This window comes from Acidimicrobiales bacterium, assembly GCA_035512495.1.
Classification (GTDB): Bacteria; Actinomycetota; Acidimicrobiia; order Acidimicrobiales; family CADCSY01; genus DATKDW01.
In genome coordinates, this window is sequence record DATKDW010000025.1 from 94,897 (window position 1) to 115,790 (window position 20,894).

Consider the following 20,894-nt stretch of genomic DNA (forward strand, 5'->3'; position numbering starts at 1 on the left):
CCGGCTCACCCGCGGGGCCGCGTCTCCTTCCACCCGTCCCAGTAGGTGATCTCCTCGATGGGCCGGCGGGCGGCCTCGCCCCAGCGCCCGGTCGGGTACCCGACGGGGATCATCGCCCACGTCTGGACGTCGTCGGGCAGGCCGAGCACCGCCCGCACCTCGTCCTCCCGCGCCTTGTGCACGGTGGTCAACGTGGTGCCGAGGCCGAGAGCGCGCGCGGCCAGGAACAGGTTCTGCACCCCCGGGTACACCGAGGCGGGGTCACCGGCGCGGCTGGCGGGGATGATGATCACCGGTGCGTCGCCCATGTGCTCGCCGAGGTGGTCGGCCGAGCTCAGCACCCGGGTGAGGGACGGGTCGGCGTCGGGGCCGGTGTTTCGCTGGGCGTAGAGCTCGCGCACCGGCGCCCAGCACTCCCGGTAGATGTCGCCGAGCCGGCGCCGCTTGTCGGCGTCGGTGACGACGATCCACCGCACGGGCTGCGAGTTGCCGCCGGTGGCCGCCTTGGAGGCGGCCTCGAGGATCGTCCAGAGATCGTCCTCGGCGACCGGCCGGTCGTGGTCGAGGCGGCGCATGGCGCGGGTGGTCCGGATGGCTTCGAAGACGTCCATGTGGTGAACCTAACGCCTGCTCGGCCCGTCCGGCCGGGGCGGCGCGGCGATCGTCAGCCGCTCGGCGGCTCGACGTCGCCACGGTGGACGAAGAGGTCCAGCGTCCGGGCGAGGAAGCTCGCCATCTGGTCGCGGCGCGCCGGGAGCGAGGGGCTGTAGGTGGTGGCGGTGGTGCCGGCAGCGATCCGCGCCTCGGCAACCTTGTCGATGGCCTCCTCGTGGGTGTTGCCCCTGGTGTCGGCGAAGTGGCTGCCCGAGGAGGCCATGGGCTCGCCGGTGGCGTGCTCCACCGACCGGACGATGAACGACGCCATCTGGTCGCGCCGGACCGTCGCCGCCGGCGAGTAGGTCGTGTCGCTGGTGCCCCGGACCACCCCGATGGCGGCCAGCTGGTTGATGCGGTCCTCGTGGGCGTTGCCGCGGATGTCGCTGAAGCCCTGATCGCTGGGCGGGGGCAGCGCCACACCCACGGCCTCGAGGGTCCGGGCCACGAACGACGCCATCTGGTCGCGCCGGACCTCCCCACCGGGCTCGTAGCGGCCAGGGGCGACCCCCGACGTGATGCCCCACCACGTGATGCAGTCGATGGCAGCCTCGTGCGGGTTGCCCCCGGTGTCGTGGTAGCCCCCCGGCGGCACCTCGCCGTCGGGGCAGGCGCGGGCGATGCGGTCGTCGGCCGAGCCGCCGGACACCTCCGGGCCGTGCCCGTCGCCGAGCGCCAGGGTGACCCACAGGCCGGTGTGACGCTCCATGTAGGCGAGCATGCGGCTGAGGTCGCTCACCCCGTTGCTCCCGACGGTGGGGGCGATCTCGATCGTCGACAGCACACCGAAGCCACGGCCGTGGGCGTCGATGAAGGCGCTCCCCGAGTCCCCCGGGATGCCGGGCGTGGCGGTGTACACCTTGTGGGTCCACCCGCCACCCGCTTGGCCGAGACTGATGCCCTCCTTGGGGCTCAGCGTCCGGATGCCGAGCCGCAGCGGCGAGCTGCCGTAGCTGTAGACCTCGTCGCCCTGGGCGGTGGACGTGGCGATCCCGGTCGGGCCACCCCACACCGGCACGGTGGGGTTCACGCGCCCGTGGTCGGCGGGGTCGATCCGCACAAGGGCGAAGTCGTTGTACCGGCACGCATTGGACGACTGCTCGCCGGCCGCCTGCATGGTGACCCACGAGTTGTAGACCATCGTCCCGGGCTGGGTGGCCCCCTCGATGTCGACCTGGGATCCCACCGGGGCGGTGCTGGCGACGCAGCCGTTGGTCTCGGTGCTCTCGCTGGTCGACGCGCAGTGGGCGGACTGGCCGATGTAGATGTCGCTCGTGTCGTAGAAGACGAAGTTGGAGGTGCAGCGACCCTCGGTGTCGGTCACCACGCCAGGGTGGACCGACGCCTCATCCGCCGGAGCCCACTGCGGGGTCGGGTGATCGGGCGACGACGAGCCGAGGGCGGCAGGGGCGGCGGCCAGCGTGGCCCCGAGCAAGAGGACCGAGAGCACGGAGAGGAGCCGGTGCCAAGCCGCCATGGAGTTCACACCAGATACTTCGACGCCGCCTCGTCCGTCGCCTGCCCGCGCCGGAGCCCTGTTGGTCCTGCCGTGGTCGGCCGCCGGCCTGCTTGCGGTCTTCGCCCCGATGACGATACGCCTCTACAACCAGGAGCGCTGATCCGCGGAGTTGGTGCCGGTGTGGGTGGAGGTGAGCGGAATCGAACCGCCGACTTCTACGTTGCGAACGTAGCGCTCTGCCAACTGAGCTACACCCCCGGGGGGCGGGGCCACGATAGCCGGGCGCCCCGAGGCGCCTGCTTCGGAGGCGGTGCGGCTAGTTCGAGGCGGAGCGGCGGAGCAGCATGGCGGGCTCCACCGAAGCCGGGCCGGGGAGGAAGCGCACCTTCATGTCACGCTCGGCCGCCATGTTGCGGACCTGGACGAGCATGACGATGTAGCCGACGAAGAGCAGGTCGAGGACCAGGTGCAGCGCGAGCATCACCCGCAGGCCGGGGATCATGCCCAACACGAGCGACCCGCCCATGGCGGCGAGGAGGCCGCTGAGGATGTCCTTGCGGCGCTTGCGGACCATCGCCCGGGGCGAGGGCCCGTAGGTGGCGCGGGGGCGGGGAGCGAAGGACGCTTGGTGCTGGGTGCTGACGTGGGTGGCCACCGGGCGCAGGCGGGTGACGTTGCCGGCCACCGGCGGGGTGGTGCGCTCGAGCACCGAGAGCTGGTTTCGGAAGGCGCCGATCGAGTCGGCGGGGCCGCGCTCGGCGCGAGCCCGCAGCAGCTGCGGGACGAGGAACACCGCCCAGACCATGGCAAGTACCAGCAGGACCACTAGCGACACGCTCCGCCCTCTGCTTCCTGTGCTCGGGACCGTACCGGGCCGCAGGGCGGCGCCGGTGGATGGTCAGCGGCCCCGACCGGGGCCCGGATCAACGACGCCGGTGTGCGACGAGAACGTTACGGTTCTACTACGAACGGTTGCCAACCACAACCCGGGGGCATGCCGTCCGGTCGGCTCCGGGGCCCCCGAACTCAGGAAACGTCGGGTTCGGGCTCGGCCGGACGACGGTAGGTGCCCGAGCGTCCGCCCGTCTTCTCCCACAGGGTGACCTCACCGATGCTCATCGAGCGGTCGGCCGACTTGCACATGTCGTAGATGGTGAGGGCGGCCACCGAACAGGCCATGAGCGCCTCCATCTCGACGCCCGTGCGGTCGATGGTCTCGACCTGCGCCTCGACCTCGATCCAGGTGTCGTCGATGGTGAAGTTCACGAAGACCGAGCTCACCAGCAGCGGGTGGCAGAGGGGGATGAGGTCGGGGGTCCGTTTGGCCGCCTGGATGCCGGCCACCCGGGCCACCGAGAGCACGTCGCCCTTGCTCACCGCCCCGTGGGCCACCAGGGCCGTCGTCTCCGGCTCCATGAACACCTTGCCGCGGGCGATGGCCCGGCGGTGGGTGGCCTCCTTGGGCGCCACGTCGACCATGCGGGCCCGCCCCAGCGGGTCGAGGTGGGTGAGGCCGCGGTCCGACATCGACATGCCGGGAGAGTCTAATCAGCCGCCGATCTGACTCATCGACCTCGGGGGTTGGACGAAGGTGGTGGTGCCGATGCCGTGGCCGGCCCACTTGCCGGCAACGACCCCGCTGACGACCGCGGCCAGCTCGTCGTCGGTGGCGCCGGCACGCATGGGCCCTCGCAGGTCGGTGTCCTCCATGGAGAACAGGCACGCCCGCAGGGCGCCCTCGGCGGTGAGGCGGATGCGGTCGCAGCGGTCGCAGAACGGCGCCGTCACCGACGGGATGGCCCCCACCCGACCCCGGCCGTCGAGGTACTCGAAGACCTCCGCCGGGTCGGAGCCGCGCGCCAGGGGACGCAGGGGGTGCACCTCGGCGATGGCGGCGATGATCGCCTCGCCGGGCACGACCTTGGCCCGCTCCCAGCCGTGGTCGGCGTCGAGGGGCATGTACTCGATGAAGCGCACCTCGACCCCCCGCTCCCGGCCGAGCTCGGCCATGGCCAGGACCTCGTCGTCGTTGACGCCGACCATGGCCACCACGTTGAGCTTGACCGGGTCGAAGCCGACCTCGAGGGCGGCGTCGATGCCGTGCAGCACCCGGTCGAGCTCGTCGCGCCGGGTGAGGGCGAAGAAGCGGTCCCGACGCAGGGAGTCGATGGAGATGTTCACCCGCCGCAGGCCCGCGCCGCGCAGGTCGGCGGCCTGGACGGCGAGCGTGGAGCCGTTGGTGGTCATGGACAGGTCGACGTCGAGGGCGGCGAGCTTCTCGACCAGGAGCGGCAGGTGGGCCCGCACCGTTGGCTCGCCGCCGGTGAGGCGGATGCTGTCGAAGCCGAACCGCTCGACGCAGAGCCGGGCCACACGCTCGATCTCCTCGAACGTGAGGATGTCCTGGCGGGGCACCCAGTCCATCCCCTCCTCCGGCATGCAGTAGGTGCAGCGGAAGTTGCACCGGTCGGTGACCGAGATGCGCAGGTCGCGGTGGGCGCGCCCGTAGGAGTCGACGAGGGGAGCCGGCATGGCCCGTCCGAGCCTACGGGCCGGCCACCTCTTCCGACAGGAGGACCACGTCGAGCTCGCCGCCGGCCACCACCCCCGTCCCGTCGGGCAGGACCCCGAGGGCGTTGGCGGCAGCGAGGGCCGAGAGCTGGTGCGAGCCCTGGCCACCGGCGGAGCGCACGTGGTGACGCCCGTCGGCGCCCACGGTGGCGACCAGGCGCACGAAGTGCACCTTCCCGTCCGGCCTGCGGAGGATGTCGTGCTCGGCGAAGGCCCGGACCCGGGGCCGGTGGAGGCGGTCGTCGGGGTGGCCGATCATCCGGCGCAGGGCCGGGCGGGCGAACAGCTCGAAGGAGACCATCGAGGACACGGGGTTGCCCGGGAGCCCGAACACCGGCGTGCCCTGCACGAGGCCGAAGGCGAACGGCTTCGCCGGCTTGATGGCGACCTGCATCCACACCATCTCCCCGAGCCGGTCGAGGACCTCTCGGATCAGGTCGAAGTCGCCCACGCTGACCCCGCCGCTGGTGACGAGGACGTCACAGGCCGACGTGGCCTCCCGGATCACGCCGGTGATCGCGTCGAGGTCGTCGGCGACGGTGCCGAAGTCGATCACCTCGCACCCCGCCTCCCCGGCGAGGGCGACGAGCATCGGGCGGTTCGAGTCGCGGATCTGGCCCGGCCCGAGCACGCCGCCGCCGTCGACGAGCTCGTCGCCGGTCGAGAGGACGCCCACGACCGGGGCCCGGCGGGTGGGGACCCGCACCAACCCCAAGCTGGCCAGCACCCCGATCACCCCGGGCGTGACCACCTCGCCCTCGCCCACCACCACGTCGCCCGGGCGCACGTCGTCGCCCGCACGGCGAACCGACTGCCCGGCCGCCACGGCCTCCTCGACGACCACCGTGTCGCCCTCACCCGGTGAGGTGCACTCCACCATGACCACGGCGTCGGCGCCCGGCGGCATGGGCGCCCCGGTCATGATCCGCACCGCCTCACCGGGCCCGACCTCGACGTCGGGGGCAGCGCCGGCGGCGAGCGTGCCCACCACCCGGAGCGCCACGGGGGCCGCTTCGGTGTCGGCGGCTTGCACGGCGAAGCCGTCCATCGCCGAGTTGTCGAAGGGCGGGACGTGCTCCTGGGCCGTCACCGGAGCCGAGGTCACGCTGCCGACCGCCTGGCCGAGGGGCACCGTCCGGGGGTGGAAGGCGTGGCACGAGCGGAGCACCAGTGCCTGCGCCTCGTGGAGGGGGGTCAGGCCCCCGGAGCTCGGGGTGCTCATGGCGTCTCCATGTCGCGGACGAAGTCGGCGAGGTAGGCCCGGAAGTCGGCGCCGAGGTCGGGGTGGGCCGCGCCGAGGGCGACGGTGGTCCGGAGGAAGTCTGGCTTGTTCCCGATGTCGTGGCGGCCCTCGCTGAAGATGTAGCCGAGCACGTCCTGCTCGGCGAGGAGGAGGTCGATGGCGTCGGTGAGCTGGATCTCGCCCCCCTTGCCCGGGGTGACCCGGTCGAGGGCGTCGAAGATCGCCGGCGGGAACACGTAGCGGCCGGTGGCCGCCAGGTCGGAGGGGGCGTCGGCGGGGGCGGGCTTCTCCACGATCTGGCGGATGGCGACGAGCTCGTCGCGGCCCGCCACAGGCTCCACCCGGGGGCAGCCGTAGGACGAGATCTCCGTCATGGGGACCGCCTTGAGGGCGATGACCGCCGCGGCGTGCTCGTCGTGGGCGGCGATCATGCCCTGCAGGAGCCGCCCGCCGTCGACCATCAGGTCGTCGGGCAGGAGGACGGCGAAGGGCTCGTCGCCCACGTGGTGGCGGGCCACCGCCACGGCGTGACCGAGGCCCAGCGGCCGACCCTGGCGCACGTAGGCGAACGACGCCAGGTCGTTGATGGCCCGCACCTCGGCCAGCGCCTCCTCCTTGCCGCCCTCGGCCAGCTCGGCCTCGAGCTCGGGGAACACGTCGAAGTGGTCCTCGATCGGCTTCTTGGTGCGGCCGGTCACGATGCAGATGTCGGTGATCCCGGCTGCCACCGCCTCCTCGACCACGTACTGGATCGCCGGCTTGTCGACGATGGCCAGCATCTCCTTCGGGGTCGCCTTGGTGGCCGGGAGGAAGCGCGTGCCGAGGCCGGCGGCGGGGATGACGGCTTTGCGGACGGTCATGGGCTCGCTCTCGACGGATCGATGTCGTCGGGAGCATGGCAGACCCGGTTCTTGCCGAGCGCCTTGGCCCGGTACATCGCGGCGTCGGCCGCACCGACGAGCGCGGACACGCTGGCACCGTCGGCGGGGCGGAGCGCCACGCCGACCGAGACGGTCACCCGCAGGTCGCCAACGTCGGTGGTGAACGGCTCGTCGGCGATCGCCCCCCGGACCCGCTCGGCCACCCGGAGGGCCCCGGCGAGGTCGGAGCGGGGCAGGACCAAGGCGAACTCCTCACCGCCGTACCGGGCGACGACGTCGACCTCGCGGGTGGCCTCGACCAACCGCTGGGTCAGCTCCACCAGGATGCCGTCGCCGACCTGGTGGCCGTGGGTGTCGTTGATCGGCTTGAAGTCGTCGATGTCGAGCATCACCACGCCGAACTCCTCGTTGAAGCGCTGGGCACGGTCGAGCTCCTGGCTGCAGCGCAGGTCGAAGTGGCGCCGGTTCCAGACGCCGGTGAGCCCGTCGGTCACCGACAGGCGACGAGCTTCCTCGTGCAGGTAGGTCTTGTCGATGGCCGCGCCCGCCTGCACGGCGAGAGCGGTCAGGTCGTCGAGCTCGGCGCTGCCGAAGTGGCCGGCGCCGGCGCGCCCGTAGAGGGCGAGCACCCCGTAGAGCCGGCCTCGGGCGTGGATCGGGACGGCGAGGGCGGCATCGACCCGGGGCTCCGGATCGACCGGCTCGACGTCGTGGTGCGGCCACGCGCGGGGAGAGCCCGTGGTGGCAACCGCGCCGGCGAGGCCCTCGTCCCGTCCCAACCTGACGCCATCGAGCCAGACCACGCCCCGATTGGTGAGGGCGACCAGGTGCGAGCCGGCGTCGGCGTAGAAGACCCCGACCTCGGCACCTGCCACCACCATGCCGGTGTCGAGGACGACGTCGACGAGGGCGGCGCGGTCGTCCGACGACTCCAGGACCGAGCCCAGTCGCAGCAGCGCCTGGCGGAACTCGATGCGGTGGCGCTCGAGCTCGTTGACGAAGGTCGTCACGCCCGAGGACGCCCACCAGGTGAGCCCGGCCACCCCGGCCACCACGCCGAAGCCGACCACGGCGAGGCGCCACGTCTCGGGCCCGCCTTCCACGCCGACGAGGCTGGCGAGCAGCACGACCAGGGCCACCAGGGGCAACAGGACGGCAGCAGCCACCAACCCGACGAGGCGCTGGCGAATGGTCACCGCTCGGCTGGGTCGCACAGTCGGCACATGGTAGGTGGACCCTCCCCCCGGTACACTTGGCACTCACACACGCCGAGTGCCAGCGTCGCCCCGGCAGCGCCGTCGCCACCACGCCCCTCCCCCCGCTGCGAGGTCCCCTTGCCCACGTACGAGTACGCATGCAAGAGCTGCAGTGAGCACCTCGAGGTCGTCCAGCGCTTCACCGACGACGCCCTCACCGAGTGCCCCACCTGTGAGGGCAAGCTGCGCAAGGTCTTCAGCGCGGTGGGCATCACCTTCAAGGGCAGCGGGTTCTACAAGACCGACTCGCGAAGTGGCGCTCGCCGCTCGTCGGGCGGCGAGAGCGGCTCCGACACGTCCACGCCGTCGTCCGACGGGGCGAAGTCCGAGTCCAAGAAGTCCGAGTCCACGGGGTCCGTGTCCAAGGGGTCCTCCTCCACCGACTCGGCCTCGTCGAGCTCGTCGACGACGACCACCACCTGACCCCACCAGGCCCTGGTGGGCCCCTGCGTCCCCGGCTACCGTCGGGCGGGCGCTTCCCCGCACCGCAGCACCGTGCCGAGGAGCGCCCATGCACGCCATCAGCCGACCATCCCCGACGCGTCGCCGGCGTCCGACCCTCCCCCGCCGGCCCGGGCCGTTCTGGCTCCTCGCCGTCGCCCTGGCAGCCCTCACCGCCATCGTCGCCGGGCGCGGCCTCGGGGTCGCCACTGCCGACCTCGCCCGCTACGGCGACCCCGGCCCCGTGCTGGTGGCCGTCCGCCACGTCCCGGCCGGGTCACCGCTGTCGACTGACGACACCGAGGTCCGCTCGCTGCCGGCGGCGCTCGTGCCCGACGGGGCGGTGCGGACCCGGGCCGACGGGCGCGTGGCGGCCACCGACCTGTACCCCGGCGAGGTGGTCCTGTCGGCCCGCCTCGCACCCGAGGGCCTCTCACCGGTCGCTGCCCTCCTCCCGCCGGGCACCCGTGGCGTGGCCGTGCCCGCCGGCCCTGCGGCACTGGCCCTGCGGACCGGCGACGTGGTCGACGTCCTCGCCACCTTCGACCTCACCGGCACCGGCTCCGGGGATGGCGAGCCCACGTTCCCGGTGGCCCGCCGGGCCCTGGTGGTCGACGTCGGCGACGACGCCGTGACCCTGGCGGTGGCTCCCGGCGAGGCCGCACGGGTGGCCTTCGCCCTGACTGCGGGGACCGTCACCCTGCTGCTCGCCTCGGTGGCCGGACCCTGACCGACGGCCGAGCGGTCAGCGGCGACTGCGGGGGAGGCGCCGGCCGAGCAGGTCGCGCACGTCGTGGATGCCCGGGGTGTCGTCGGCGAGGTCGATCGCCCGGTCGGCCACCTCGGGGGTGACGACACCGGAGAGGTGGGCCACGCCTTCCACGACCTCCACCTGGAGGGCGGCGACGTCGCGGGTGAGGGGGTCGCCGGTGAACCGCGCCCGCAGCCGGCCCTCAGCGAGGACGTCGGTGGTGTCGCCCCCCACCAGCTTCGGGACGGCCCGGGCGGCATAGCGGCCCCAGTCGGCGATCTCGTTGCGGTGCCGCCAGGCGAAGAGGGCGAGGGTCACCCGGTTGACGGGCGAGGCGAAGCGGGCGACACGACGGAGAGCTCCCATGACCCGCAGTCTGCCCTCCACGACGCGAGACGACGCCCCCTACCATCGGGGCATGGCCGTGTCGCTCCACCCCCACCTGGCGACCGACCCGCCGCCGGGTTGGGTGCGCCTCGACATGCACAGCCACACGATGTGGTCCGGCGACGCAACCACCACCCCCGACGAGCTGGCCGGCGCCGTGACCGCGGCGGGCATCGACGTCCTCTGCATCACCGACCACGCCACCACCAACGGGGCATTCGAGCTGGCGGGCCGGCTCCCCTGCCGGGTGATCGTGGGCCAGGAGCTGCGCACCGGCGCCGGCGAGGTCATCGGGCTCTTCCTGGAGGAGCGGTTGCCGGCGGGCCTCTCCGCCAGGCAGGCGGCCGAGCGGATCCGCGCCCAGGGCGGCCTGGTCTACATCCCCCACCCGTTCGACCCCGTCCGGCACTGCCTGGCCGAGGCCGAGCTGCACGAGCTGGTGGCCGAGGGCCTGGTCGACGCCATCGAGGTGCGCAACGCCAAGACCTCGCTCGAGTCGCTCAACGCACGCGCCGCCGACTTCGCGGCAGCCCACGGGCTGGCCGCCGGTGCCGGCAGTGACGCCCACGTCCCCGAGGCCGTCGGTGCCGCCTACGTCGAGCTACCCGACTTCGACGGGCCCGCCGACCTGCTCACCGCCCTCCGCTCGGGCCGGGTGGTGGGCCACCACTTCGACGCCCCCCGCGCCTGGCGCCCCAGGATCGTGCCCTCCACCACCGCCCTCTAGTAAGCGTCGGGCCCCGTCAGCTCCCGGAGAGGGAGACGTCGCGGATGGCGAGGCTGGTGGCGCCGGTGCCCCCGGGCAGCCACTCGAGGTCGGCTCCCACCGCCACCACGTCGCGCAGCATGCGCTGCAACGTGGAGGCGATCGTGATCTCCCGGACCGGCTCGGCGGTGGCGCCGTCGCGGATCATCATGCCCTCGGCGCCGACGGAGAAGTCGCCGCTCACCGGGTTCACCCCCGAGTGGAGGCCACTCACGCCCTGGACCAGGAGGCCGTCGCCCACCTCGGCGAGCAGCTCCGCGGCCGAGAGGGTGCCCGGCACGATGGCGAGGGCGCGCGCACCGGTGCCGGGCGTGGAGGCGTAGCTCCTGACGGCGGAGCCGGTGGACGCCGTGCCCGCCCGACGGCCCGACCAGGTGTCGTAGAGGAAACCCTGGAGGACGCCGCCGTCGAGCAGGGCGTTCCGTCGCGAGGCCAAGCCCTCGGCGTCGTAGGCCGCCGCCCCGAAGGAGGCCACGTCGGTGGGATCGTCGACCAGGGTCAGCAACGGCGACGCCACCTCCTCACCAACCCGGCCGGCGAAGAGTGACCGGCCCTTCAGCACCGCCTCGCCGTTGAGCGTGCCCCCCACGATGGAGAGGAACGAGGCCGTGACGTGGGGGTCGAACACGACGGTGAGGCGCCTCGACGGCGCCTGGCGGGAGCCGAGCAGCCGGGTGGCGCGGTCGACCGCGTCAGACGCGGCCTCGTCCACGTCGAGGGCGTCCAGTCGGCGACCCACCGAGATGCCGTGGCCGGTCTGGGTCTCGCCGTCGGCCTCGGCCAGGGCGGAGACGCTGAGGTAGCAGTTGCCCGATCGCCAGGACGCGGCGATCCCGGTGCTGGTGGCCACAGCGGCCTCGCCCATGCCATCGCCGTAGATCGCGGTGCGGACTCCGCTGATGCGCGGGTCGCCGTCGAGGGTGGCCCGCTCGAGGGAGAGGGCGAGGGCGACCTTGTCGTTGGTGCCGGTCCCGGCGAGCGCGTCGTCCCAGGGGTCGACCGAGGCCGGCTCGACCTCGTCGGGCACGGCGAGGCCGGCGTGGTCGTCGGGGGTGCCGAAGGTGGCGTTGTCGCGCGCCTCGGCGAGCGTCTCGGACAGCGCCTCGGGCTCGAGGGTGCCGGCCGAGGCAAAGCCTTGACGACCCCCGCTGACGACCCGCACCCCGAGCCCCGCCGACGCTGCCTGCGAGAGCGACTCGACCTCGCCCCGGTAGGCGCGCACGGTCGTGCCGGTGCTGCGGGCCACGTAGGCCTCCACCTGCTCGCCGTCCCGGGCCCAACCGGCCACCTTCTCGGCCAGCGCACGCAGCTCGGTCATGCCGCCGTCCCACCGACCGTCAGGGCGGGGACCCGCAGCGTCGGCTGCCCGAGGCCCACCGGGACGCCTTGGCCGTCCTTGCCGCACGTGCCGGGTCCGCCCATGGCGAAGTCGACGCCGACGGCGTCGATGGTCCGCAGCACCTCGGGGCCGTTGCCGATGAGGTTGCCCTCGCGCAGCGGCTCGGTGATCACGCCGTCCTCGATGAGGTAGGCCTCGGTCATCCCGAAGACGAAGTCGCCGGTGGCGGTGTTGACCTGCCCGCCGCCCAGCTTGGCCACGTAGACGCCGTGGGGCGTCTGGGCCACGATCTCGTCCGGGTCGTCGGTGCCGGCGGTCAGGTAGGTGTTCGTCATGCGCACCATCGGGAGGTGCTTGTACGACTGGCGCCGGCCGTTGCCCGACGACCCCCGGCCCTCCTGGCGTGCCCGCAGGAAGTCCCACATGTAGTCGGTGAGGACACCGTCCTCGATGAGCACGTTGCGCTGGCCGGGCCGGCCCTCGTCGTCGATGGCGGCGGTGCCCCACTCGGTGTCGACGGTGCCGTCGTCGACGAGCGTGACGAGGGGGCTGGCCACCAGCTCGCCCCGCCGACCCTTGAACACCGAGGCACCCTTGCCCACGAGGTCGGCCTCGAGGCCGTGTCCGCAGGCCTCGTGGAACAGCACGCCGCCGCTCCCGGGCCCGATGACGACGGGGGTGGTGCCGCTCGGCGCGGGCCTGGCGAGGAGCTTGACCAGTGCCCGGCGGGCCGCCTCCTCGGCGGTGGCCTCCGGGCTGCGGAGGTCGAACAGCTCCATGCCCATGGTGAGGCCGACCGACTCGTTGCCCGTCTGCATGCCGGTGTCGCCCGAGGCAACGCAGCTGACGCGGAAGCGGGTCCGAACCTGCTCGTCGCCCGCCAGGAGCCCGTCGCTGTTGGCCACCAGGATGTGGCGGTGGCTGTCGCCGTAGCCGACGCTCACCTGGGCGATGTCGCCGCCGGCGGCGCGGGCGGCCTCGTCGGCCCGCCGCAGCAGGTCGACCTTGGCCTGCTTGCCCACCGAGGTCGGCCGCACGACCCGGTCCGGGGCCCGGTGCTCACCGGCGGGCCCCAACACCACGGTGCGGCCCTCGCCGGCACCCCGCGCCGCCGACGCCGCCGCCCGAGCGGCGGCGACCAGACCGGCTTCGGAGAGGTCGGCGGTGTGGGCGAAGCCCGTGGTCTCGCCGGTGACGACGCGGATCCCCGCCCCTCGCTCCCGGCCCGACGTCACCTCCTCGACCTGCCCGCCGTCGAGGCTGGCAGACGATGAGCTCCGGTCCTCGGCGAAGACCTCGGCGAAGTCGGCCCCGTTGCCCAGGGCGACCCCGAGGACTCGCTGCAGCACCTCGCCGTCGATCACGCTCGTCTCCCTCGGATGCGTCGAGTGGTCACCGCCGGAGTGTGCCAGGACGGCGCGGTGTTGGCTCGCCCATCGCTGCGACCCTTATCCTCGGGACCGTGCCCGTAGAGACCGGACTGTCCGCCGAGATCGAGCTCACCGTCACCGACGCCGACACGGCGATCGCCCTCCGGTCGGGCGACGTCCCGGTGCTCGCCACCCCGCGCATCATCGCCCTGTGCGAGGAGGCGAGCGTGGCCGCCGTGGTCGACCAGCTCGAGCCGGGCCAGACGAGCGTCGGGCACACCGTGCAGCTCGACCACGTCGTGCCGACCGCCGTGGGCGGCCGAGTCCGTGCCGAGGCCACCCTTTCGAAGGTCGCCGGGCGGAAGCTCACCTTCACGGTGTCGGTCAGCGACACGAGGGGCCTGGTGGCGGCGGGCAAGATCGCCCGGGTCATCGTCGACACCGAGCGGTTCCTCGAGAAGGCCTGACCCAGGGTTCGACCCGGCCCGACCAGGGGACATACCCACCCATCGTGACGTGATCGCGGCAAGTGGGGAGGCGCCCGGACGGGTTCGAGGCGTAGGCTGAGGGCGTTGAGTCCACTGCGCGGCGAGAGGGGGACCCATGGGCGTTCGACGGCACCTCCCCGTCATCCTCCGCGTGCTGGCCAGCGCCACCATGCTGGCGATCCTCCTGCCCCAGGTCCGCCTGTCGTCCCTCCTGCCCACATGGGACCCCCGAGCCGTGATGTGGCTCGGACTCGCCCTGGCGGTCACGCTCCTCGGCCTGGTGCTCTCGACGCTGCGGTGGCGGGCGGTGCTCGTGGTCCTCGGGCTGCGCGCCCGCGTGCGCACCCTCTTCGGCCACTACCTGGCCGGGCAGTTCGTCGGGAACTTCCTGCCCTCGACCATCGGCGGCGACGTGCTGCGGATCGCCCGCCTGTCGGCCAGCAACGGCGAGCGGCCGGGCACGTTCGCGTCGGTGGTCCTCGAGCGCCTCACGGGGTGGCTGGTGCTGCCGCTGCTGATCCTCGCGGCCATGGTGATCAATCCCACCCTGGCCGACCTGGGCACCGCCAGCGCCGTCGCCTTCGCCCTCGCCGGCGTCACCCTCGTGCTGCTCGTCGCCGTGGTGGTGGCCGTCATGAGCCCCGGCATCGGCGGGCGCCTCTCGGGGTCGAGCGGGTGGCGTCGCTTCGCCGGTGCCGTGCACCTCGGTCTGTGCCGCCTCCGCGACCACCCCATCGCCGCCGTGGGCGTGCTGCTGACCGGGTTCGCCTACCAGCTGGTCCTTGTGCTCGCCGCCTACTTCGCCGCCCTGTCCCTCGGCCTCGATGTCGGACCCACGGCCATCCTCGCCTTCATGCCCGCGGTCGCCATCGCCCAGGTCATTCCGATCTCGCTCGGTGGGCTCGGGGTTCGGGAGGGCGCCTTCGTCCTCTTCCTCCATCCCCTCGGCGTCAGCATCGAACAGGCCATCACCCTCGGGCTGCTCGTCTACGGGTTGAACCTCACCGTGAGCCTCCTCGGCGCACCGGCCTTCGCTGCCGGGGGGCGCTCCGCCAAGGTCCCGGCACCGACCCAAGCGCTGGCCTGACCACCCCGCCACGATGAGCACGTCCCCCGGTTCGACGCCGCGCGACCTGAGCGCCGCCGGTGCCCCCTGGCTGCGCTGGTGGAAGGAGCTCGCGTACGTCGTCGCCTTCTACGGCGTCTACTCGGTGGTCCGCAACCAGTTCGGGTCGGCCGCCGTCTCCGCCGTCGAGGCCCGGGCCAACGCCGAGACCATCATCCGCATCCAGCAGGCCGTCGGCACGTACCACGAGCAGACCATCCAGTCGTGGTTCCTCGGTGCCCGGTGGTTCATCCAAGCGTGGAACCTCTTCTACGGCACCTTCCACTTCGTCGTGACGGCGATGGCGCTGATCTACCTGTTCCGGCGCTTCCCCCGGCGCTACGTCAGGTGGCGCACCGCGCTGGCGTGGACGACGGCGCTGGCGCTCGTCGGCTACGCCACCTTCCCGCTCATGCCGCCCCGCCTGCTCCCCGACAGCTACGGCTTCGTGGACACGCTGGCGGTCTACGGCGGGCTGTGGTCGTTCGACGACGGACCCATGGAGGCGGTCTCGAACCAGTACGCCGCCATGCCGAGCCTGCACTTCGGCTGGTCGACGTGGTCGGCGTGCGCCCTCTTCCCGGTGGTGCGGCGCGGGTGGGCCCGGGCCCTCCTCGTCGTCTACCCGGTGGCCACCCTCTTCGCCATCATCGTGACCGGCAACCACTTCTGGCTGGACGCCGCCGGTGGGGCCCTCGTGCTCGCCCTCGGGTACGGCGCTGCCCGCTTGTGGGACCGCCGCATCGACCGCCGGCAGGCAGAGCGGCTCGGCCGGGTCGTCGACGACCCACCCCCGGGAGACCAGGCCGAAGCCGAGGTGATCAGCGCGCCCCTGACGCCCAACGGGCGCGCGGAGGTTTGATCAAGGCGGTGACCGAGGTAGGGTCGACGTGCTCGCACGACCGCCGTGCCACGGTCGGGCGTGTGCCTCGCAGGCAGGGTGAGCTCATTCCCAGCCGCAAGGTGCTCGTGGCGGTCGCCCGCCACCTGGCTCGGCGCTGCCACCACCCTCGCGGGTGACGGCACGACACCGTCCGACGACCCTCCCCCAGAGCCATCCCGGAACCAACCGCCACGCTCCGCTCCGCCACCGTCTCCGATGCCGCCGCCATCTGGCGCATCGTCAGGGACTCGGGGACCCTCGACGGCAACTCCCCGTACGCCTACCTCCTGCTGTGCCTCCACCACGCCGAGACGTGCGTGCTGGCCGAGGTGGGCGGGGAGCCGGCCGGCTTCGTCGTGGGCTACCGGCCGCCGGGCCGGCCCGACACCGTCTTCGTCTGGCAGGTCGCCGTGGCCCCTGAGCACCGCGGGCGCGGCATGGCCGTCGACCTGCTCGACACCCTCCTCGACCGCACCGCCGACTCCGGGGTGCGCTACCTGGAGGCCACCGTGACCCCGAGCAACGAGCCGTCGCGCCGGTTGTTCTCGGGCGTCGCCGCCCGGCGGCGCGCCGAGATCGCCATCGCGCCGCTGTTCGGCACCGACCACTTCCCCGAGCCTGGCCACGAAGAGGAGCACCTCTTCAGGATCGGTCCCCTGGGACCCCTGAGCCAGCACCACCCGCCAGCAACAGAGGAGCACCCGTGAACACGTTCGAGAGCTTGGAGTCCGAGGTCCGCAGCTACTGCCGGACCTGGCCGGCGGTGTTCGACCGCGCCCAGGGCGACAGCATCTACGACGTCGACGGCCGCCAGTACTTGGACTTCTTCAGCGGCGCGGGCGCGCTCAACTACGGCCACAACCACCCCGCGCTCAAGCGCAAGCTCATCGAGTACATCGAGCGCGACGGGATCACCCACAGCCTCGACACCCACACCTCGGCCAAGCGGGCCTTCCTCGACCGCTTCGACGAGACGATCCTCCAGCCGCGCGGCATGCGCTACAAGACGATGTTCCCCGGGCCCACCGGCACCAACGCGGTGGAGAGCGCCCTCAAGCTGGCTCGCAAGATCACCGGGCGGGAGACGGTGGTCGGCTTCACCAACGGCTTCCACGGCATGACCCTCGGGTCGCTCTCGGTCACCGGCAACGCCATGAAGCGGGCCGGCGCCGGCGTCAGCCTCCCCAACGCCACGTGCATGCCATTCGACGGCTACCTCGGCGGCGAGACCGACACCCTCGGCTACTTCGAGGCGGTCCTCGACGACAGCGGGAGCGGGGTCGACACCCCGGCGGCGGTGATCATCGAGACCGTGCAGGCCGAGGGCGGGATCAACGTCGCCAGCTTCGACTGGCTGCGCCGCCTGGCCGACCTCTGCGCCCGGTTCGGGATCATGTTCATCGTCGACGACATCCAGGTGGGCTGCGGGCGCACCGGTTCGTTCTTCAGCTTCGACAAGGTCGGCATCGAGCCCGACATCATCTGCCTCTCCAAGTCGCTCAGCGGCTACGGGCTGCCCCTCGCCACCGTCCTCATGAAGCCCGAGCACGACGTGTTCTCGCCCGGCGAGCACAACGGCACCTTCCGGGGGCACAACCCGGCCTTCGTCACCGCCACCGAGGCGCTGAGCTTCTGGGAGGGCGACACCTTCAGCGACGAGGTGCTGTTAAAGGGCCAGACCATGGGCGACGGCCTCCGGGAGATCGCCGACGGCCTCGACGGTGTCTCGGCCGAGCTTCGCGGCCGCGGGATGCTCAAGGGCTTGGCCTTCGACCGCCCCGACCTCGCCGGGCTGGTGGCACGCGCCGCCTTCACCCACGGGCTGCTGATCGAGACCGCCGGCCCCGACGACGAGGTCCTCAAGCTCCTGCCGCCGCTCACCATCGAGGAGGAGCGCCTCGAGACCGGCCTCGAGATCATCCACGCCGCCGCGCACGAGGTGCTCGAGGGCGCGGTGGAGGAGGTCAGCCGATGATCGTGCGCACCCTCGACGAGCTCGTCGACACCGAGCGCGACATCGTCGCCGACACGTGGCGCAGCCGTCGCCTGCTGCTGGCCAAGGACGGCATGGGGTTCTCGCTCCACGACACGATCCTGCGCGCCGGGACCATCACCGAGATGTGGTACCAGCACCACCTCGAGGCGGTGTACTGCATCGAGGGTGAGGGCGAGCTCGAGGACCTCGCCAACGGCACCGTGCACCGCATCGCCCCCGGCACGATGTACGCGCTCAGCGAGCACGACAAGCACATCGTCCGCGCCACCTCCGACCTGCGGATGGTGTGCGTGTTCAACCCGCCCTGCACGGGGAGGGAGACCCACGACGAGGAGGGCACCTACCCCCTCCTCGCCGAGGAGGCCGACGCCTGATGACCACGGTCTCGACCGACACCACCGACCTCTACCCCTCCCGGGTCGACGCCGAGCCTTCGATCGCGCCCCGCCTCGACCCGGTGGTCCACCCCTCCGTCGAAGAGGCGGCCCCCGGGCCGCTCGACCACGACGCCCTGCGGGCGTTCGACCGCGACGGCTTCCTCTTCCTGCCCGACGTGTTCAGCGCCGACGAGATGGCCGCCTGCCGTGACGAGCTCGACCGGCTCCGCCACGACGAGCGCGTCCGCCGGGCACCGCAGACCATCGTGGAGCCGGCGAGCGACGAGGTGCGCTCGATCTTCGAGGTCCACCTCGGCAGCGAGATCCTCAGCCGCCTCATCCGTGACCGGAGGATCGTCGAACGGGCCCGCCAGATCCTCGGCAGCGACGTCTACATCCACCAGAGCAGAGTCAACCTCAAGCCCGGCCTGCGGGGCAAGGAGTTCTACTGGCACTCCGACTTCGAGACCTGGCACGTCGAGGACGGCATGCCCGCCATGCGTGCCCTGAGCTGCTCGGTGGCGCTCACCGAGAACAACGAGTTCAACGGGCCCCTGATGGTCGTGCCCGGGTCGCACCGCCGCTACGTGGCCTGCGTGGGTGAGACCCCCGAGCGGCACTACGAGCAGTCGCTGAAGCGCCAAGAGTACGGCGTGCCCGACCCCGAGAGCCTCGCCACCCTGGTCGAGGAGGGGGGCATCACCGCCCCCAAGGGCGGGCCCGGCTCGATCGTGATCTTCGACTGCAACGCCATGCACGGCTCCGGCGTGAACCTGTCGCCGCACCCGCGCAGCAACGTCTTCGCCGTCTACAACAGCGTCGAGAACACGCTGATCGAGCCGTTCAGCGGCCAGGAGCCCCGTCCGCTGCACATCGCCAGCCGTGACTTCACCCCGGTCGAGCCGGTCGACGCCGAGGCCTAGCCGAGCGGTGGGCGCTGCACGCCGACCTGGCCCGCCTCAGGAGGGTGCTGGGCCGGTGTAGGCCGCCCTGGTCCGGAACCGGAGCCGGTGCTGGTACTCCTCGGCGGCGTGGGCCAGCCACCCTGCCGTGCGCGCCACCGCGAAGGTGATCTCCCCGGCGTCGTCGACCATGTCGTGGGCCTCGGCCAGCACGGCGATGGCGAGGTCGATGTTGGGGAACGGCAGCGACCGGGCCCGCATGGTGGCGACCAGCCCGTCAGCTGCTGCGATGCCTCGACCCGCCTCGCGGAGCAGCCCGAGGAGGATCTCCGCCCGCGGGTCGACCGACTCGTAGACGCGGTGGCCGAAGCCGGGGACCAGCTCGCCGTCCCGCAGCCGGTCTCCGATGGCCGAGGCGGGGGTGGCCGCACCTGACGTCACCTCGCGGATGAGGTCCCTCGCCCCAGCGCTGGCCGCGCCGTGGAGCGGCCCGCCGAGGGCCGCCAGCCCGGCCTGCACGACGAGGTAGGGGTCGGCCCAGGTGGAGGCGGTGACCCGTGCGGCAAGGGTGGATGCCGCCAGCTCGTGGTCGGCGAGGAGCACCAGGGTGGCGTCGAGGAGCCGGACCGCCACCGCTGATGGCCGGCGAGGCGACAGCCGTGGCCACAGTCGGCGCGCCACCGAGCTCCCTGCCGGCGGCGGCGTGGCGCCGGCGGCGAGCGGGAGGGCCTCGACCATCGTGGCGACGAGGCTCCGGCCGGTGGCACCCACGGCACGTGGGCGACGGTCGTGGCGCAGCGGATCCGCCGCCCGCACGGCCACCACCAGGGCCCGCGCCTGGTCGATGGCGGACTGGCCGGGCATCGCCTCCACCACCGGCCGGGCGGCGGCCATGAGGTCGGGCGGAGCGGTGAACGGCTCCTGGGAGCGCTCGCCGCTCCAGAGCCACCCCGCCACCTCCTCGAAGGTGGCGCCGGAGGCCACGGCGTCGGCCACGTCCCAACCCCGGTAGTACAAGCGGCCCGCGGGGTCGAGGAGGGTCAGGTCGGTCTCGACGATCACTTCGAGGCCGCCGGCGCGCCCGCCCGAGCGCCGGCGACCGGCGAGGCGCTCGATGTCAGCGCGGAGGAAGCGGCTCCTCCGGGATCCCGGCACCGGCTCGCTGCGGACCAGGCCTCGGCTCACGTAGGCGTAGAGCGTCTCCTGCTTCACCCCGAGGCGGCGGGCGGCCACCTCGGAGGTCGTCCAGCGATCGTCGGCCACAGCCTCAGAATACATTGATGCAATCAATCTTGACAATGTGAGCAGGCGGCGATCGGATGGGAGCGAGCCAAGGAGGCAACCCATGACCACGAAGACCGCGACGGTCGGCGACGCGATGAGCGAACCCGCCATCACCGCCACACTCGACGAGACACTTGCCACGGTGGCGGCCCGCATGACCCGGGAGGGGATCGGCTCGGTGGTGATCACCGAGGCGAACCGGCCGGTGGGAATCGTCACCGAGCGCGACATCCTGCGAGCGACGGCCACTGGTGTGTCCCCTGACGATGCCGACGTCCAATCCTGGATGACGGCGGACCCCGAGTGCCTGAGCCCAGACGCGTCGATCGACGAAGCGTGGACGCAGCTGGCCGAGCGCGGCTACCGCCACGTCCCGGTGGTGGCCGGTGGAGAGCTCAAGGGAATCCTGTCGATGCGCGACCTCGTCGCCCTCGCCCAGCTCCGTCCCGCCGACGAGTCGGCCGTCACCGCCCCGCCCGGCCTCAAGGGGGTGGTCGTGGCCGAGACCGCCCTCGGCGACGTCCGCGGGCTGGAGGGCTTCTACCACTACCGCCAGTACGCCGCCCCAGAGCTGGCAGCCACGCGGAGCTTCGAGGACGTGTGGCACCTGCTCATCGAAGGCGAGCTGCCGACGGCCGCCGAGCGAGCGGCGTTCGCCGCCGAGGTCGCGCCCCTCCGCCACCTGCCTGACGTGGTGGCCGACGCCCTCCCCGGGATCGCCAACAGCACCCCATCCCCCGC

Annotated in this window: 23 protein-coding genes and 1 tRNA gene; 11 read left to right on the top strand and 13 right to left on the bottom strand. The window is 72.6% G+C overall.

The genetic code is table 11. The annotated features are described in order from the left end of the window. Positions 1–5: 5 nt before the first annotated feature. The 9 genes from VMN58_03025 to VMN58_03065 form a co-directional block, all read right to left on the bottom strand. Complete coding sequence (locus VMN58_03025) at positions 6–611, bottom strand: nitroreductase family protein (GenBank protein ID HUF32168.1); 606 nt, start codon at positions 609–611, stop codon at positions 6–8. 53 nt (positions 612–664) lie between these two features. Then, the gene (locus tag VMN58_03030) at positions 665–2,131 is read right to left on the bottom strand and encodes an S-layer homology domain-containing protein (protein ID HUF32169.1); all 1,467 of its coding nucleotides are present in this window, start codon (positions 2,129–2,131) and stop codon (positions 665–667) included. A gap of 167 nt (positions 2,132–2,298) precedes the next feature. Next, positions 2,299–2,371, bottom strand: a tRNA-Ala gene (locus VMN58_03035). 58 nt (positions 2,372–2,429) lie between these two features. Then, the gene (locus VMN58_03040) at positions 2,430–2,948 is read right to left on the bottom strand and encodes a hypothetical protein (GenBank protein ID HUF32170.1); all 519 of its coding nucleotides are present in this window, start codon (positions 2,946–2,948) and stop codon (positions 2,430–2,432) included. 191 nt (positions 2,949–3,139) lie between these two features. Then, positions 3,140–3,640 carry a cyclic pyranopterin monophosphate synthase MoaC gene (gene moaC, locus VMN58_03045; GenBank protein HUF32171.1) on the bottom strand — a complete coding sequence of 167 codons (501 nt, stop codon included), beginning with the start codon at positions 3,638–3,640 and terminating at the stop codon, positions 3,140–3,142. 21 nt (positions 3,641–3,661) lie between these two features. Further along, on the bottom strand, positions 3,662–4,645 hold the full coding sequence (moaA, locus tag VMN58_03050; protein ID HUF32172.1) for a GTP 3',8-cyclase MoaA: 984 nt from the start codon (positions 4,643–4,645) through the stop codon (positions 3,662–3,664). A 13-nt stretch (positions 4,646–4,658) separates the two neighbouring features. Next, positions 4,659–5,906 (bottom strand): gephyrin-like molybdotransferase Glp, encoded by a 1,248-nt coding sequence (gene glp / locus VMN58_03055; GenBank protein ID HUF32173.1) that lies wholly within the window; start codon positions 5,904–5,906, stop codon positions 4,659–4,661. Then, positions 5,903–6,787 carry a UTP--glucose-1-phosphate uridylyltransferase GalU gene (gene galU / locus VMN58_03060; protein ID HUF32174.1) on the bottom strand — a complete coding sequence of 295 codons (885 nt, stop codon included), beginning with the start codon at positions 6,785–6,787 and terminating at the stop codon, positions 5,903–5,905. The genes glp and galU overlap by 4 nt, the downstream gene beginning before the upstream one ends. After that, entirely contained in the window at positions 6,784–8,022 is a 1,239-nt protein-coding gene (locus VMN58_03065; protein HUF32175.1) for a sensor domain-containing diguanylate cyclase, read from the bottom strand. The genes galU and VMN58_03065 overlap by 4 nt, the downstream gene beginning before the upstream one ends. 120 nt (positions 8,023–8,142) lie before the next feature. On the opposite strand from VMN58_03065, the gene VMN58_03070 reads away from it, so the two are divergent. After that, complete coding sequence (locus VMN58_03070) at positions 8,143–8,487, top strand: FmdB family zinc ribbon protein (GenBank protein HUF32176.1); 345 nt, start codon at positions 8,143–8,145, stop codon at positions 8,485–8,487. Positions 8,488–8,575: 88 nt separating this feature from the next. Beyond that, positions 8,576–9,235: a Flp pilus assembly protein CpaB gene (cpaB, locus tag VMN58_03075; protein HUF32177.1), complete on the top strand. Its 660-nt coding sequence runs from the start codon at positions 8,576–8,578 to the stop codon at positions 9,233–9,235. A gap of 15 nt (positions 9,236–9,250) precedes the next feature. Here the strand turns inward: cpaB and VMN58_03080 are convergent, their stop codons facing one another. Next, entirely contained in the window at positions 9,251–9,622 is a 372-nt protein-coding gene (locus VMN58_03080) for a BON domain-containing protein (GenBank protein HUF32178.1), read from the bottom strand. Positions 9,623–9,674: 52 nt separating this feature from the next. Between VMN58_03080 and VMN58_03085 the strand changes: the two genes are divergently transcribed. After that, positions 9,675–10,370, top strand: a complete 696-nt coding sequence (locus tag VMN58_03085; GenBank protein ID HUF32179.1) for a CehA/McbA family metallohydrolase — start codon at positions 9,675–9,677, stop codon at positions 10,368–10,370. A 16-nt stretch (positions 10,371–10,386) separates the two neighbouring features. On the opposite strand, the gene VMN58_03090 is transcribed toward VMN58_03085, so the two are convergent. Together VMN58_03090 and VMN58_03095 are read right to left on the bottom strand one after the other, a co-directional pair. Continuing rightward, positions 10,387–11,727: a TldD/PmbA family protein gene (locus tag VMN58_03090; GenBank protein HUF32180.1), complete on the bottom strand. Its 1,341-nt coding sequence runs from the start codon at positions 11,725–11,727 to the stop codon at positions 10,387–10,389. Continuing rightward, entirely contained in the window at positions 11,724–13,112 is a 1,389-nt protein-coding gene (locus VMN58_03095; GenBank protein ID HUF32181.1) for a TldD/PmbA family protein, read from the bottom strand. The genes VMN58_03090 and VMN58_03095 overlap by 4 nt, the downstream gene beginning before the upstream one ends. A gap of 98 nt (positions 13,113–13,210) precedes the next feature. Here VMN58_03095 and VMN58_03100 point away from each other — a divergent pair, with 98 nt between their 5' ends. The 7 genes from VMN58_03100 (at position 13,211) to thpD (ending at position 18,890) form a co-directional block, all read left to right on the top strand. Further along, a complete protein-coding gene (locus VMN58_03100; GenBank protein HUF32182.1) occupies positions 13,211–13,585 on the top strand; it encodes a hotdog domain-containing protein in 375 nt (124 codons plus the stop codon). Between the two features lie 136 nt (positions 13,586–13,721). Continuing rightward, positions 13,722–14,693 carry a lysylphosphatidylglycerol synthase transmembrane domain-containing protein gene (locus tag VMN58_03105; protein HUF32183.1) on the top strand — a complete coding sequence of 324 codons (972 nt, stop codon included), beginning with the start codon at positions 13,722–13,724 and terminating at the stop codon, positions 14,691–14,693. Positions 14,694–14,706: 13 nt separating this feature from the next. Beyond that, positions 14,707–15,573, top strand: coding sequence for a phosphatase PAP2 family protein (locus tag VMN58_03110; protein ID HUF32184.1), 867 nt, complete (start codon positions 14,707–14,709; stop codon positions 15,571–15,573). 194 nt (positions 15,574–15,767) lie between these two features. Next, entirely contained in the window at positions 15,768–16,301 is a 534-nt protein-coding gene (gene ectA / locus VMN58_03115; GenBank protein HUF32185.1) for a diaminobutyrate acetyltransferase, read from the top strand. Continuing rightward, on the top strand, positions 16,298–17,569 hold the full coding sequence (ectB, locus tag VMN58_03120) for a diaminobutyrate--2-oxoglutarate transaminase (GenBank protein HUF32186.1): 1,272 nt from the start codon (positions 16,298–16,300) through the stop codon (positions 17,567–17,569). Before ectA ends, ectB begins: the two co-directional genes overlap by 4 nt. Next, positions 17,566–17,964 (top strand): ectoine synthase, encoded by a 399-nt coding sequence (locus VMN58_03125; GenBank protein ID HUF32187.1) that lies wholly within the window; start codon positions 17,566–17,568, stop codon positions 17,962–17,964. The genes ectB and VMN58_03125 overlap by 4 nt, the downstream gene beginning before the upstream one ends. Beyond that, complete coding sequence (thpD, locus tag VMN58_03130) at positions 17,964–18,890, top strand: ectoine hydroxylase (GenBank protein HUF32188.1); 927 nt, start codon at positions 17,964–17,966, stop codon at positions 18,888–18,890. Before VMN58_03125 ends, thpD begins: the two co-directional genes overlap by 1 nt. Positions 18,891–18,926: 36 nt before the next feature. Here the strand turns inward: thpD and VMN58_03135 are convergent, their stop codons facing one another. Next, the gene (locus VMN58_03135) at positions 18,927–20,132 is read right to left on the bottom strand and encodes a citrate/2-methylcitrate synthase (GenBank protein ID HUF32189.1); all 1,206 of its coding nucleotides are present in this window, start codon (positions 20,130–20,132) and stop codon (positions 18,927–18,929) included. Positions 20,133–20,214: 82 nt separating this feature from the next. Between VMN58_03135 and VMN58_03140 the strand changes: the two genes are divergently transcribed. Next, positions 20,215–20,894, top strand: a 680-nt coding sequence (locus VMN58_03140) for a CBS domain-containing protein (GenBank protein ID HUF32190.1), incomplete at its 3' end; no start/stop codon positions are given.